This is a genomic window from Xanthomonas sp. MLO165 (assembly GCF_018831305.1).
In the GTDB taxonomy this organism is placed as follows: Bacteria; Pseudomonadota; Gammaproteobacteria; order Xanthomonadales; family Xanthomonadaceae; genus Xanthomonas; species Xanthomonas arboricola.
In genome coordinates this window covers 1509980-1524262 of record NZ_CP029263.1, presented here as the reverse complement: position 1 = coordinate 1524262, position 14283 = coordinate 1509980, and the positions used below count along the sequence as shown (strand labels likewise).

Annotated in this window: 15 protein-coding genes; 10 read left to right on the top strand and 5 right to left on the bottom strand. The window is 66.0% G+C overall.

The window, feature by feature from the left end:
• Positions 1 to 7: 7 nt before the first annotated feature.
• Entirely contained in the window at positions 8 to 541 is a 534-nt protein-coding gene (locus DGN21_RS06575; RefSeq protein ID WP_126965728.1) for a hypothetical protein, read from the bottom strand.
• Positions 538 to 1125 (bottom strand): sigma-70 family RNA polymerase sigma factor, encoded by a 588-nt coding sequence (locus DGN21_RS06570; protein WP_024938004.1) that lies wholly within the window; start codon positions 1123 to 1125, stop codon positions 538 to 540. The genes DGN21_RS06575 and DGN21_RS06570 overlap by 4 nt, the downstream gene beginning before the upstream one ends.
• Before the next feature lie 329 nt (positions 1126 to 1454).
• Here DGN21_RS06570 and DGN21_RS06565 point away from each other — a divergent pair, with 329 nt between their 5' ends.
• A complete protein-coding gene (locus tag DGN21_RS06565; RefSeq protein ID WP_039520183.1) occupies positions 1455 to 1703 on the top strand; it encodes a hypothetical protein in 249 nt (82 codons plus the stop codon).
• 232 nt (positions 1704 to 1935) lie between these two features.
• Positions 1936 to 2529, top strand: coding sequence for a mechanosensitive ion channel family protein (locus DGN21_RS06560; RefSeq protein ID WP_104626969.1), 594 nt, complete (start codon positions 1936 to 1938; stop codon positions 2527 to 2529).
• Between the two features lie 158 nt (positions 2530 to 2687).
• Here DGN21_RS06560 and DGN21_RS06555 read toward each other — a convergent pair whose 3' ends face one another.
• Positions 2688 to 2954 carry a DksA/TraR family C4-type zinc finger protein gene (locus tag DGN21_RS06555; protein WP_024938007.1) on the bottom strand — a complete coding sequence of 89 codons (267 nt, stop codon included), beginning with the start codon at positions 2952 to 2954 and terminating at the stop codon, positions 2688 to 2690.
• A gap of 131 nt (positions 2955 to 3085) precedes the next feature.
• Between DGN21_RS06555 and DGN21_RS06550 the strand changes: the two genes are divergently transcribed.
• Positions 3086 to 3340 (top strand): DUF2789 domain-containing protein, encoded by a 255-nt coding sequence (locus DGN21_RS06550; protein ID WP_016904102.1) that lies wholly within the window; start codon positions 3086 to 3088, stop codon positions 3338 to 3340.
• A gap of 174 nt (positions 3341 to 3514) precedes the next feature.
• Here DGN21_RS06550 and DGN21_RS06545 read toward each other — a convergent pair whose 3' ends face one another.
• Positions 3515 to 3688 (bottom strand): DUF1328 domain-containing protein, encoded by a 174-nt coding sequence (locus DGN21_RS06545; RefSeq protein ID WP_003489471.1) that lies wholly within the window; start codon positions 3686 to 3688, stop codon positions 3515 to 3517.
• A gap of 171 nt (positions 3689 to 3859) precedes the next feature.
• Between DGN21_RS06545 and DGN21_RS06540 the strand changes: the two genes are divergently transcribed.
• The 3 genes from DGN21_RS06540 (at position 3860) to DGN21_RS06530 (ending at position 7077) form a co-directional block, all read left to right on the top strand.
• The gene (locus tag DGN21_RS06540; protein WP_160954631.1) at positions 3860 to 4387 is read left to right on the top strand and encodes a M48 family metallopeptidase; all 528 of its coding nucleotides are present in this window, start codon (positions 3860 to 3862) and stop codon (positions 4385 to 4387) included.
• 183 nt (positions 4388 to 4570) lie between these two features.
• Positions 4571 to 5821, top strand: coding sequence for a 2OG-Fe(II) oxygenase (locus DGN21_RS06535; RefSeq protein ID WP_160954630.1), 1251 nt, complete (start codon positions 4571 to 4573; stop codon positions 5819 to 5821).
• Positions 5822 to 5976: 155 nt separating this feature from the next.
• A complete protein-coding gene (locus DGN21_RS06530; protein WP_126965725.1) occupies positions 5977 to 7077 on the top strand; it encodes a Glu/Leu/Phe/Val dehydrogenase dimerization domain-containing protein in 1101 nt (366 codons plus the stop codon).
• A gap of 55 nt (positions 7078 to 7132) precedes the next feature.
• Here DGN21_RS06530 and DGN21_RS06525 read toward each other — a convergent pair whose 3' ends face one another.
• Complete coding sequence (locus DGN21_RS06525; protein ID WP_184428986.1) at positions 7133 to 9988, bottom strand: autotransporter serine protease; 2856 nt, start codon at positions 9986 to 9988, stop codon at positions 7133 to 7135.
• Positions 9989 to 10173: 185 nt separating this feature from the next.
• On the opposite strand from DGN21_RS06525, the gene DGN21_RS06520 reads away from it, so the two are divergent.
• The 4 genes from DGN21_RS06520 to DGN21_RS06505 all read left to right on the top strand — a co-directional run bounded on the left by DGN21_RS06520 (position 10174) and on the right by DGN21_RS06505 (position 14205).
• Positions 10174 to 11349 (top strand): thiolase family protein, encoded by a 1176-nt coding sequence (locus DGN21_RS06520; protein WP_024938012.1) that lies wholly within the window; start codon positions 10174 to 10176, stop codon positions 11347 to 11349.
• A 122-nt stretch (positions 11350 to 11471) separates the two neighbouring features.
• Positions 11472 to 11813, top strand: a complete 342-nt coding sequence (locus tag DGN21_RS06515) for a hypothetical protein (RefSeq protein ID WP_016904096.1) — start codon at positions 11472 to 11474, stop codon at positions 11811 to 11813.
• 239 nt (positions 11814 to 12052) lie between these two features.
• Positions 12053 to 12379 carry a hypothetical protein gene (locus tag DGN21_RS06510; protein WP_126965722.1) on the top strand — a complete coding sequence of 109 codons (327 nt, stop codon included), beginning with the start codon at positions 12053 to 12055 and terminating at the stop codon, positions 12377 to 12379.
• A gap of 116 nt (positions 12380 to 12495) precedes the next feature.
• Positions 12496 to 14205 (top strand): diguanylate cyclase, encoded by a 1710-nt coding sequence (locus DGN21_RS06505; RefSeq protein WP_160954628.1) that lies wholly within the window; start codon positions 12496 to 12498, stop codon positions 14203 to 14205.
• The last annotated feature ends 78 nt before the right edge of the window (positions 14206 to 14283 follow it).

The window sequence follows — 14283 nt, the reverse complement described above, 5'->3', positions numbered from 1 at the left end:
ATGCTCCTCAGCTTGGAAAGGACGTCTCGCCCTGCGCGGCAAGACGGGTCAGTTGCAGGCGCTTGGCATAGGTGCGTTGCAGCTGCGACAACAGGAATGCAGAGCGCGGACTCTGCGCGATGGCGTGGTGGATGGCCTGTGCACTCTGGTCCAGCTCGGCCAGCGCCGGGCGCAGATCGGCCGGCACCTGCTGCACCGGCACTGCATCGATGGCCTGCTGGTACTGGCCGGCCATTGCCTGCGCCTGCGCCACCAGGCCAGAGCGCGCCGACGCTGGCGCTGGCGCCTGGGTCGAGCGATCGAGCCCTGGCACGATCGCCACCACGGCCAGCGCAGCAGCAAGCGCCACACCGAACGCGGGCCAGGCCCAGGCACGCTGGCGGCGCGGCTGCAGCGCAACCACGTTGGTGTGCGGCGTCAGTGCGGGCGCGATGCGCTCCCAGAGCTGTGCCGGTGGCTGACGTTGTTGCGGCAACGCACGCAGACGCGCGGACAACGCGGCGTCATCGGTTGCGTGCGGATCAAGCGGATCGTGATTCATGCAATGTCTCCCAGCCGCACGCGCAGCAGGCCGCGCGCGCGATGCAGTTGCGCCTTGGAACTGCCGACCGCCATCTGCAGTTCGTCGGCAATTTCCTGATGTTTCCAGCCTTCGATGTCGTGCAACACCAGTACCGCGCGTGCACGCGGCGGCAGCGTCTCCAGCGCGCGCTCCAGATCCATCTGGGTGGCCTGGCAGGCTGCGACACCTGGAATGGCAGCGAGGATCTCGCCATCGGCATCGTCCACCATCTGATCGCCCGCAGCCGAACGCGCACGCAGCTCCATCAGGGCCGTATTGACGGCCAGCCGGTGCAGCCAGGTGCCCAGCGCGCTCTGGAAGCGGAATTGCGGCAAGGCCTTCCACGCGGCAATGAAGGTCTCCTGCAGCACATCGTCGGCACGTGCCGCATTGCCCCCGCATAGCCGCCACACCACCGCATACAGGCGCGGCGCATGACGGCGGTAGATGGCCTCGTAGGCGGTGCGATCGCCGCCTGCAGCGGCACGCGCCAGCGCCGCATCGTCGCGTCCGGCCGGACCGTCACAAGCTGAGGCATCGATGGGCATGGAGGTGTCGAGCATATCCACTTCGATGCGCTGGGCAGCACAAAGGTTTAAACCGCGCCCAGGTTTTTTTCGAGCACGGTTCCAGTCGCGACCGACCAGCCTACTGCGCCGCCGCCCGGCGGGCGCGGCCGGTGGTCGGAATCGGCATGGCCCCGTCGTGCCACTTCGGTTCAGAGCGTGCGGTCCTTACCACCTGACGACTGCTCGCTTCCTTTTTTGCCGTTCTAAACCCTTTCGCCGTTCGCCGCATCCAAGCCTGCGATGGCGCAATCCTGCGCCGCATCGTTTGCCGGGAGCACCGCCGTTGGCCGCTCCAGGCGCAGGCCCCCTGATCGGACGTCGCCATGCCGCATGTTCTCGGAATCCTGCTGAGCCTGTGCTCCACCCAGTGCTCGGCCCCGCTGCCGATGGATGCAGTGCAGCTCACGCTGACGCCTGCGCGCCTGCAGGCCTGCCTGCTGCACCTGCCGTCGACGCGGCTGTCATGCGTCGAGCTGAACTCACCAGCGCACTGGTTGCCGGTACGCCGCGCCGAGCAGCTGTGGCGGCGTGTTGTCGCATTGTCCGCGCATGGCCGCAGTTCAACGCGTTGACCGGTTGCAGCGTCATCATGAATTTCGGTCGCTGCTGTATCGCCGTGTTGGCCTTCATCGATGCGCATGGCAGCGAACGCCCGGCCACGTACAGCTGAGATGCGGCACTCCATCGCAGCATCCTTGACTCAAGCTCGCTGCCGCCACCGCTGAGCACGCGTTCACCCCGCGCACCGGCTGCGCAATGACGCCCCCGTTACAATGGCTGTTCTCTGTGAACCTGCACGATCCGATGTCCGCGTCCGACGCTTTGCCCACCATGATCCGTAGCCTGCTGCCGCACTGGAATCCGCAGTGGCTGACCGTGGCAGTGCTGACGGTCCAGATCGTGCTGATCCTCGCCGTTGCCGCGCTGGTTCGGCTACTGCTGCGGCAAGTGCTGCGCCGCCTGTGTACGCGCTACAGCCTGCCGGCGGAAATGATGATCGGCATCCGTCGCGTGGGCAGCTTCATCATTTCCGTCACTGCGGTGCTGACCGTACTGAACGTGCTGGGCGTCTCCAGCGGCACCTTGTGGACCGCGTTCACCGGATTCGCGGCAGTCGGTGCGGTGGCGTTCTTCGCGGCATGGAGCGTGCTGTCCAATATCTTCTGCACCTTCCTGATCATCACCACGCGCCCGTTCCGCCTGCACGACCACATCGAGCTGCTGGAAGGCGGCGACAAGCCCGGCCTGAAGGGCCGGGTGATCGACATCAACGTGATTTACACGACCCTGGAAGAAACCGGCGATCATGCCGGCAGCGTACTGCAGGTTCCCAACAGCCTGTTCTTCCAGCGCACCACGCGCCGTTGGCGCGAGACCAGCCACTTCAACGCCAGCTGAGGGCGTCTGGCAGGACGTAGCGAGCCGTTATCGGGTGACTCGGTCGGCGCCTCGCAAGGACACGGCATACGAATGTCGCATGTAGGCCCCGAGCGATGGCCGCAGCCGCCTGGCGGCAAGCGCAGTCGTTTGCCGGTTGCGCTGAAGCCGCGTGGCAATCAACGCAGCTGGCTGTCCTTGCTGCCCCGACGGTTGTAGCCGCCTTGCGCCGCCTGCTCCTGGTCGTGCGCCTGCTGACAGTTCACGCACAGGTGCACGCCCGGTACTGCCTTGCGGCGCGCCTCGGGGATGGGCGCATCGCACTCCTCGCAGTGAGTCAGGCTCGGGCCCTGATGCAGCTGGCTCCGCGCGCGCTTGATCGCGTCCTCGACGGTCGCATCGATCTGGTCCTGCACCGCCCCATCACCTGCCCATCCGGTCGCCATGTTCGCCTCGGCTTGTCTGCTCAGAACTCAAATATGGGCATGCGCCCAGGCAAATCCAAGCCGGACGTGCACAGCGCGCTCAAATCAGGTGCTTTAGCATCCGCCCATTCGCACTCTTCGAGGAAGTCGCAATGGAACAACACGTCCACCCGTTCTCCGAATTATTCGCCCAGTTGGGCCTGCCGTCGGATGAGGTCAGCATCCGCAGCTTCATCGACGAACACTCTCCGCTGCCGGGCGACATGCGCCTGGAGGAAGCGCCCTTCTGGACACCGGCGCAGGCGCAGCTGCTGCGTGAAGAGCGCCTCGACGATGCCGACTGGATCGTGACCATCGATCAACTCAATATCGCCTTGCACACCACCGCCGACGACACCGGCGTCTGATCCGCGCAAGAACGCAGCGAGTGTCCTGCGCTAGACCTCGCTCGCGGCCGGCTTGTCGTTTTGTTGGTTGATTAGCTTGCAGGAATAAAAAAAAAGAGCGGCCACTGGCCGCTCCTTTGCACTCCGGGCGATGTAGCCGGCATGCGAACCGCATGCCGATGCACGCCTCGGGCGTCAGGTCACCTTTTTGGCGATCGTCATGCCGAGCACGAACAGCACGATGGCGATGATGATGCCGGCCCAGAACAGGAACTTGGCAATCCCCATTGCAGCGCCCGCCATGCCGCCAAACCCGAGCGCACCGGCAATCAGTCCGATGATGGCGAAAATAATGGCCCACTTGATCATGTTTGTTGTCTCCTCATCCGGCACGGTGCCGTGTTCAGTCGTGTGCTTGCGCAGTCGTGCCGCAAAACATGCGCTGCACGCTACGCATCCGGATGTGCCGCATTCGTGAATACGCCTGACACACGACGCCACATTCGCGCAGATTCGCCAGCAGCGCCTGCATCGGCGATCATGCGCAGCTCGCAGCAATCGATTGGCATGGACACTCTTCGCTATCTCGCCGGCTACCCGCCCGCCGTCCTGGATCAGGTGCGCGAGCTGATCGCGCAGGACAAACTCGCCCTGGTACTGGCACGCCGCTACCCGGACCGCCACAGCATCCGCACCGACCGGCAGTTGTACGACTACGTCAAGGCCATGAAGGAGCGCTACATGCGCTCCTCGCCCACGCTGCACAAGGCGCTCTACGACAACCATCTGCAGGTGGTGAAGCACGCGCTGGGCACGCATACGGCGATCTCGCGCGTCCACGGTAGCCGGCTCAAGGCCAGCCGCGAGATCCGCATCGCCTCGATCTTCCGCGATGCGCCCGAACCGTTCCTGCAGATGATCGTCGCCCACGAGCTGTCGCATCTGAAGGAGGCCGATCACAACAAGGCCTTCTACCAGCTGTGCAACCACATGAGCCCGGACTACCACCAACTGGAGTTCGACCTGCGCCTGTATCTGACCCACCTGGCGCTGTCCACGGACGCCTGATCGCGCACCGGCTAGACGAGGCAGCCCATCGCTGCGACCACCGGTCCATGGCCACCGGTCGCCCGCCGGGGACGCACGACCTGCATTGATCTCGGCGAGACCGCCATCGCCCTACGCGGGCCGCAGCGGCGCCCGCCTAGGATCAGGCACGACAGGGTTGCCGGCCTCTCCTAGAATGCCTCCATGCAGGCACCGTCCCTCCAGCAGCTCACCCAGGCCGCACAGACCGCCCAACCCGCGGCAATGACGGCGCTGGCACATGCATTGGTGCGTACCGGGCAGCCCGAGCAGGCGCTGGCCTGGTACACGCGCAGTGCGGCCGCAGGCGATGCCGGCGCGCAGATCGAAGCCGGCCGCATGCTGGCCTACGGTGTGGGTTGCGAGGTGGACCTGGCCCGTGCGCAGGAGCACTGGCAACACGCCGAGCGCCAGGATGTTGCGGCAGCGCGCTATCTGTTGGCGACCGTGGCCATCACCGACGCCCCATTGATGCTCGACACGCAGGCGCAATCCCGCTTGCATGCAGCGGCCGCAGCCAACTATCCGCCTGCGCTGCGCGCGCTGGCCATCCAGCACGGCCGGATCGATCACCCCGCGCAGCAACGCAGCTGCGTTGCCTTGCTGGAGCGCGCCGCCGCAGCCGGTGACGCACTGGCTGCCGCGCTACTGGCCGAGCGTCTGCTGCGTGGCGAAGGCGTCCGGCCACAACCCGACGCCGCGGCGCAGCTGCTGCGGCAATTGCAGCCGCTGGGTATCGCCGCGGCGCCTGCCGTGCAGATCACGCCGCCGGATCCGCTCGTCGACGATCCGCGCATCCGTTTCGCTGCCCGACATGTCGCAACGCGCCGCCACGACGCGCCCATGATCGAAGAAGTCTGCGGCGTGCTGTCTGCCGACGAGTGCCGCCTGTTGATGTTGCTGGCGCGGCCGCACCTGCGCGCCTCCGAAGTGGTCGACCCCGACGATGCGCGCACGCGCCGCGCGCCGATCCGCACCAGCCGCGGCGCCACCCTGGACCCCATCCTCGAAGACTTTGCCGCGCGTGCGGCGCAGGCGCGCGTGGCGGCCTGCGCGCAGCTGCCGCTGACCCATGCCGAAGCGCTGTCGGTGCTGTGCTACGCGCCGGGTGAGCAGTACCGCGCGCATCGCGACTACCTGCCGCCCGGCACGATCGCCGCCGACCGCCCCACTGCCGGCAATCGCCTGCGCACCGCCTGCGTCTACCTCAACGACGTCGACGCGGGAGGCGATACCGACTTCCCGGTCGCGGGCGTGCGCGTGCGTCCACGTGCCGGGTCGGTGGTGTGCTTCGACAATCTGCATGCCGATGGCCGCCCCGACCCCGACTCGCTGCACGCCGGCCTGCCGGTCAGCGCAGGGAGCAAATGGCTGGGAACGCTGTGGTTCCGGCAGCAGCGCTATCGGCATTGGTGAACAGATTCATACACTAGCCCCCGCCGACGTGGTTTAAAATGTTGCAGCGCGACGTGATCGGACAGGGTCTGCAGACGTCGCGTTTTTTTTTCCCATTGCACGGGTTCCAGCCCGGCCTCAGGGAAGGCACATCACGCAGCCCCGCGGAGCCTTCGATGCTTTTCGAAACCCTCGACACCACCGGCCACGAGCAGGTGATTTTCTGTCACAACCGCGACGCCGGCCTGAAAGCGATCATCGCGTTGCACAGCACCCGTCTCGGGCCCGCGCTGGGTGGCGTGCGCATGCGCCCCTACCCCAATAGCGAGGCGGCGCTGGACGATGCGCTGCGGCTCAGCCGCACCATGACCTACAAGAACGCGCTGGCGGGATTGAATGTCGGCGGCGGCAAGGCGGTGATCATCGGCGACCCAAAGAGTGACAAGAGCGAGGCGCTGTTCCGCGCATTCGGCCGTTTTGTCGACACCCTGGGCGGGCGCTACATCACCTCCGAAGACGTCGGCACCGACGTCAACGACATGGAACAGATCTATCTGGAGAGCGAGTACGTCACCGGCGTGCACCAGGTGCATCGCGGCTCCGGCGACCCGGCCCCGTTCACCGCCTACGGTGCGTTGCAGGCGTTGATGGCCTCGCTCAATCGCAGGCTCGGCCACGAGGAAGTCGGCAAGACCAGCATCGCGATCCAGGGCCTGGGCCATATCGGCATGGAGCTGGTGAAGCTGCTCAAGGAGCGCGGCGCCAAACTCTATGTGGCCGATCTGAACCCGGCGCTGGTGGATCGCGCGGTGGCCGAATACGGTGCTGAAGCGGTCAGCATCGAGGAGATCTACCAGGTGCCGGCCGATGTATTCGCACCCTGCGCGCTGGAAGGGGCAATCAACGAAGACACGTTGCCGCGATTGAGGGCCAAGATCATCTGCGGCACCGCCAACAACCAGCTCGCCAGCGCCGCCATCGGCGAAGAGCTGCACAGGCGCGGCATCCTGTATGCGCCCGATTACGTGGTCAATGCCGGCGGCGTAATGAACGTGTCGCTGGAGATCGACGGCTACAACCGCGAACGCGCGATGCGGCTGATCCGCAGCATCTATCACAACCTGGAAAAGGTCTTCGACTTGTCCTCCCGCTTGGGTGTCGCGCCGCAGCAGGCGGCCGACCAGATTGCCGAGGCGCGTATCGAGGCCATCAGCAAGCTCAAACTGCCGCTGGGCCGCACCGCACCGCGCTTCCTGCACAAGCTGCGCGGCGAGTGACCCACCTGTCCAGGCATCTTGCCTGGACAGATGAACCACCGATCAGGCGCGCCGATCAGAAATCGGCGCTGTAATGCAGGCTCAGCGCGCGATCGTCACCGCGCTCGCCCACCCGCTGGTCGTAGCCGAAGCGCAACTGGCTCTGCGGCCCCAACGGCGCGGCCGCGGTGATGCCGAACAGACCACCCGAGCGCGCCGGCTGCATGCCGCGCAATGGCGCCCATGCGTTCACGCCGATGAAGCTGGCATCCAGCGTCAGGCCTTCGCTGCTCAACGCCTGCTGCCATTCGGCATAACCGCCGAGCTGCACGCCGCGCCAGCGATAGGACGAACGCACGCCGGCCAGCACCTGGGTGCGCGAGGAGGTGCTGGCATCGGCACGCAAGCCGAAGCCGTCGCCACCGCTTTCGCGGAATCCCTCGCTGCGCAGACGCACATAATCCAGCCCCATGTAGGGCGTCAGGCTGGCGCGCGCGCCACCCAGGCGATACCCGGTTTCCAGGTTGCCGCTGAGGTAACTGCCGCTGTAGTCGCTGAAGGCACTGCTGCGGTCTTCGCCCAACTGCAGGCTGCGCTCGATCTGCCGGTTGACGTTGCCGAAACCCAACTGACTCAGCGTGTACGCCGACCCCAGCGTGGTACCCCAGTACAGCTGCCCCTGCACCTGCCGATCGCGCCCGCGTGCACCGTCCAGATCGCCCAGGCTGTTGGAGCGCGTTTCGCCGAAGGCAAAGCCAGTGACTGCGCCCGACGCCAGGCGCAGGTCGTTGCCCATCATCCAGCCGGAGGTGGCGAATCCTGCGGTGGTCACGCCACCCTCGCCCGGCCCACCGAGCGCGCGTTGCCAGACGCCCAGCATACGCGGCTGCTGCGACAAGCCGTCGAAATGCGAGGCCAACGCACGCCGCCCCAGATCGATGGTGTCGAAGGTCATCGCTGCCGACTCGGCGTGCGCACGGCCCGACAAACTACGCAGCGAATCGGCGGCAGCCTTGGCATCCGGCGACTGCTGCAACGCCGCTGCGGCGCGGATGAACCCGCTGCTGATGCCGCCAATGCCCTGCAGTTGCTGCGCATCCACCTGCTGGAACGCCTGCTCGACGCGGATTGCCGAATCCATCGCTGCCGTGCCGGTCATGCCCAGCGTGGCGGCAACGGCGGTGGCATTCAAGCTGCGCAAGGCAAGGTAAGCCGTATTGCTGTCGTACGTCAGCGAGGCATCCAGGAAGGTCACGGCCGCGCCGCGGCTGAGCGTGTCGAACGTGCCCTGCAACCCGCTGCTGGCTTGCAACAGCGTGTAGGTCGCGTTGTCGACCACGTAATCGCGGCGGCCGAGCACTTGCAGATCACCTGCAATCGTCGCGGTCCCGGTCACGTTCACCCGGTCGCCCACGTTCAAGGCAAGGCGACCGTTACTGGCCTGCGTGTAATTGCCCGCGATCGACAGCGTCGCACTGTTGACCTGCAGGGTGCCGGCGTTATCGACGCGTCCGCCGATCCTGCCCGCACCGATCAACGTCGCACCATTGGCGATGCCAATGCGCGCACTCTGCAGACTGGCCGTCTGCAAGGTGCCGCCCAGCACCTGGGTGTCGCCGTTGAACGTATTGGCGCCACTGCTCAACACCAGCGTACCGGTGCCGCGTTTGGTCAGGCCACCCGTGCCACTGATGTCGTTGGCCCAGGTGGAACGCAAGGTGTTGACGGTGACATCCACCGTGCCCCAATCAAAGCGCGCCGGCCCCAACACTGCCTTGCCGACATTGAGCAAGCCGTAGCCGAAGGTCGGGTCGACGCCGGCCGCACCCAGATCGGTGGCCGTTCCCAATAGCGTCTGCCGCACCAGATCGTTGCTGAAGTACGGAAAAGCCTGCCACACCAGCGCAGCCGCACCGGAGACCAACGGCGCCGCAAACGAGGTGCCGCTGCCGTAGAAGTAGCGGATGTTGCTGGCGGTCGCATCGGGGTCGAGGAACATCGAGGTGCCCGGTGCCACCAGGCAATAGCGCATCGCCACGCCACAGGCATTGGAGTACGAGGCCAGCTGCGTGGGATTGGCGGTATCCAGCGCAGCGACGACCAGCCAGCCGCGCTCCAGATCGGCGGCCGGCAGCGTGCCGTTCGGGCCCAGCTGGCTGGGCAGCGCGGCGGTATCGGAGGGTTGCGCTCGCGATTCGTTACCCGACGCGAACACCACCAACCCATCGTTGCCGATGACGAACGGCCGGTATTCCTGCGCAATCTGGTTGGTCACCGCCGGGTCGTTCCAATACAGCCCGCCCCAGGAATTGTTCATGATGCGCACGCCGGCACTGATTAGATCGGCATGCACCGGACCCAGGCCAAGCGGGCCATCGACCTCGTTGCCCTGACCGCTGCCGTCATCGTCCGGCGCTTCGTCGCTGATGATGCGTGCCGACACCAGGCCGGCGCCGCTGGCGATGCCGCCCGGCCACTGGCCCACTGCGCGCCCGGCTGCCAGCTGCGCGACCACCGTGCCGTGGCCCACCACATCGCCCGCAGCGACATTGTTGGTACGCGGATCCACATAGATGAAGCTGTCGCTGACCCGCCCCTGCAAGGCCGGATGATTGGAATTGATGCCGGTATCGATCACGCCGATGCGATAGCCCGCACCGGTGAAACCCAATGCCTGCGCAGCGCGTGCGTTGGTCAGCGCCAGATGCGCGTCGAATGCGGGTTCCGGGGTCGTCGGCGGTGCCACCACCGGCGGCGGAGGTGGTGGCGGTGGCGGTGAAGTCGGCGGCGGTGGCGGCGGTGGCGACGTCGGTGGCGGTGCCGTCGGTGTACTCGGACGGATACCACCGCCCCCACCACCGCCGCCACACGCGGTCAACGCCACGGCCAACGCCGAGGCCAGGACAGTCCTGGCGACGTCTGTCTTGTTCATTTGATGCTCTCCCCGAACCCATTCCATGGATAGGGCCCAATCCCGGGCCCGAACGCCGTCTTTATACTGCATCCTCACACGGCTGTCGCAGCTGATTGCGTAGCGAATGTTGCAGCGCCGGGGGCGTGCTGGCGCGAACCGAGCATGAGGCAGATAATCGTTTCACTTTAAACGGTATCTCCTTTATGTCCGACATCGTCATCGTTGCTGCCAAACGCACTGCCATCGGCTCGTTCCTTGGTCAATTCAACGGTGTGCCGGCGCCGACGCTCGCCGCCACTGCGATCCGCGGCGCGCTGGCGCAGTCCGGCGTCGCGCCGGCCGACATTTCAGAAGTCATCGTTGGCTGCGTCCTGCCGGCCAACCTGGGCCAGGCGCCCGCACGTCAGGCGGCGATTGCCGCAGGCATCCCCACCTCCACCGGCGCCACCACCATCAACAAGGTGTGCGGCTCGGGCATGAAGGCGATCATGTTCGGGCACGATCTGATCAAGGCAGGCTCGGCCAGCATCGTGGTCGCCGGCGGCATGGAGTCGATGAGCAATGCGCCGCATCTGCTGCCCAATTCGCGCACCGGCAACCGCTACGGCAACTTCCAGGCGGTCGACCACATGGCCTGGGATGGGCTGACCAACCCTTACGACGGCCAGGCGATGGGCGTGTTCGGCGAGGCCACCGCCGAGAAGTTCGGTTTCAGCCGCGCCGATCAGGACGCGTTTGCGATCGCCTCGGTCGAACGCGCGCAGGCTGCCCAGCGCAGCGGTGCGTTCGCCGATGAAATCGTTCCGGTCACCGTGGCCACACGCAAGGGCGAGGTGGTCGTCGACAGCGACGAGCAACCGGCCAAATCCGACATCGCCAAGATCCCGACCCTGAAGCCGGCCTTCAAGAAGGACGGCAGCGTCACCGCCGCCAGCTCGTCCAGCATCTCCGATGGCGCGGCGATCACCGTGCTGATGGGCGCAGACGAGGCGCAGCGGCGTGGCATCGCACCGTTGGCGCGCATCGTGGGGCATGTCACCCACTCGCAGGAACCTGAGTGGTTCACCACTGCGCCGGTCGCTGCCATCCAGAAGTTGATCGGCAAGATCGGCTGGCAACTGGATGAGGTGGATCTGTTCGAAATCAACGAAGCATTCGCCGTGGTGGCGATGACGCCGATCGCCGAGCTGGGCATTTCGCACGACAAGGTCAACGTCAACGGCGGTGCCTGCGCTTTGGGGCATCCGATCGGCGCATCCGGTGCCCGCCTGGTGGTGACATTGGTGAATGCGTTGCGCACGCGCGGTGGCAAGCGCGGAATCGCGACCCTGTGCATCGGCGGCGGTGAGGCGACTGCCATCGCTATCGAATTGATTTAATTGTTTTTAACGGCGATTTTGCAAAACTGAATGCGCGCACGCTTGACACTGGTCTTTGGACCGTCATCATGTCGGGGGCGCGCAATAGCGCGTTGCCTAATCTAACGACGAGGATTGAAACAATGACCATTAACAAGCTGCTGATCGCAATGGCTCTGGGCCTGGCCCTGACCGCTTGCTCGAAGCCGGAACAGGCTCAGGACGCTGCTGCTTCGGCTAACGAAGCTGCTGCCGACGCTCAGACCGCTGCTGACCAGGCTGCTGCCTCGGGCTCGCAGTCGGCTGACGCCGCTCAGGCTGCTGCCAACACCGCCGCTGCTTCGGCTGACACCGCTGCTGACGCTGCCCAGGCTGCTTCCGGCGCCGCCACCGACGCTGCTGCTGAGCAGGCTGCCGACGCTGCCAAGACGGCTGAAAACACCGCCGAAGCTGCTAAGGACACCGCCGAAGAAGCCAAGAAGTAATCACTTCTTAGCTCCAAGCGAGTTCGGAAAAAGCCGCTGGTTTCCAGCGGCTTTTTCTTTGCCCGCGATTTATAGGCGCCTGACCAGCGTTGCCGTTCCTGCACCGGAGCGGCTCCCTGTGGCGACGTGCACGGTGCATGCCGCCCGTTGGCTGAATGGCCGGCCGCGCATTGACGCCGGCTGCATCGGCCCGTGCATAAGCTCGCTCTTCCAACACCGGAACAGGAACAGGACCACCCATGAAGACGATCCGCATGCTGTCGCTGAGCGCCATCGCCGCTCTCACCCTCGCCGCTTGCCAGGGCCCTGACGCCGAGCAGGCGCAACGCGATGCCGCCTCCGCTGCCAAGCACGCTGCGGCTGCGACCGAACAAGCTGCCGATCGCGCCGCCGTGCAGGCCAAGGCCGCCACCGCAGATGCACGCGTGGCTGCACGCGAACTGGCCGCCGATGCGAGCCGCGCAACCGCCAATGCCGCAGACGCCACTGCCGACAAGACCCGCGAGATGGCCAACAAGGCCGAGCAGAACGCCGACAAGCACGACGCCGACCATCCGCAGCATTGATTGACCGTGTGACCGTATCAGCAGTTTGCGAACGCGCCGGCCAAATTGGGCCGGCGCGCTTGTTTCCCGCCAACGGCGACCTCGTGTTGTCGAGGCTGGCAGGCTAGCATTCGTCCATGCCCTCCTCTTTTACTGCGCGCCGCCGCAACCAGCTGGCGCTGGCGTTCTCTGCCCTGATCTTCATCGCCATCGGTATCGGCATCTTTGTCGGTGCCCGTCGCTCGTTGGCCGATGCAGCACTCGTCTCGCATACGCATGAAGTGATTGGCCGGGTCGACGAGATCCAGGCGCGCGTACTGGATGCCGAATCGGCGCAGCGCGGCTTTCTGCTCACCGGCAACGATGCCTATCTGCTCGACTATCAGACCAGCGTCGAGCGCCTGCCGATCCTGCTCGATAACCTGCGTCGCCTGATTGCCGACAATCCCGACCAGGTGCAGCACCTGGACACCTTGCAGCGACTGGTGGAAACGCGCCTGCAGCAGATCCAGCACGTGCTCGACGTGTACGCGCAGCAGGGCCTGGAGCCGGCCCGCGCGGGCATCCGGCAGACCGCCTTCCGCACCACCAGCGCGATCCGCGAGCAGGCGCTGACCATGGTGCAACGCGAGCAGGAGCTGCTGACCCAGCGCGCCGAAAGCAGCCGACAAAGTGCGGCCTTGCTGCTGGTGCTGGCACTGGCCGGCATCCCGTTCGGGCTGGCGGTGGTCGGTACCGTCTATGCCTTGCTGATGCGCGAACTGCGGCATCGCTCGCAGGCCGAGAAACTGGCAGCGCAGGCCAATCGCGAGTTGGGCGACAGCGTCGTTGCGCTACAACGCAGTACCGCCGATCTCAATCTGCTCAGCCGCTATACCGGCCTGTTGCAAAGCTGCATCAGCGCAGAAGAGGCGCTGATGGTGAGCAGCCGCACCCTCGCCAGCCTGCTGCCGGGCGTTGCCGGAAGCGTGTATCTGCTGCGTGCCTCGCAGGATCGCGCCGAGGCGATCAGCCATTGGGGCGAGCCGCTGGTGCACAGCGCGCCACATCTGCTGCCTGAAGAGTGCTGGGCGCTGCGCCGTGGACAACCGCACATCGTCGACGACCTGGGCCGGGATGCGCTGTGCGTGCATATCGGTACGCCCGAGCCCGGCAGCGCCGTCACCACCGCATGCCTGCCGATGTCCGCGCAAGGCACCCAGCTCGGCTTCCTGTTCCTGTCTTCGCCGGGTCCGGGGCCGATGCCCCGCCTGGAAATCGCCGAGGCGGCCGCCGAACAGCTGTCGCTGGCGTTGAGCAATCTGCGCCTGCGCGAATCGCTGCGCCGGCAGTCGATTCGCGACCCGCTGACCGGGCTGTACAACCGCCGCTATCTGGAAGAATCGCTCAGCCACGAACTGGCGCGCTGCGCACGCCGCGGCCTGCCGTTGTCGGTGCTGATGCTGGACGTAGACCACTTCAAGCAATTCAACGACAGCCAGGGCCACGCCGGCGGCGATCTGCTGCTGGCGGCGCTGGGCGAGTTGCTGCTGACCCGGCTGCGTGCCGAAGACGTCGCCTGCCGCTACGGCGGCGAAGAGTTCACGGTCATTCTTCCCGAGGCCGATGGCGTCGAGGCGCTGCGCGTGGCCGAGGACATTCGCGGCCACATCGCGGCCCTGGCAGTCAGCGACGGCCCGCGCTCGTTGCCGTGGGTGACGGCCTCGATCGGCGTGGCCAGCTTCCCGGTCGATGGAGAACTGGGGGCCAGCCTGATCCAGAAGGCCGATGCGGCCCTGTATGTCGCCAAGCACGGCGGTCGTAACCGGGTCGAGCGGCATGGCGCCGCCACGCCCGCAGTGGACTGAGCACGCGCGCCATCGGTGCTGGTTTGCGTAACCCGTCACACAAAAGATCGGTCCGCGCGGCGATAGTCGGTCTTGACC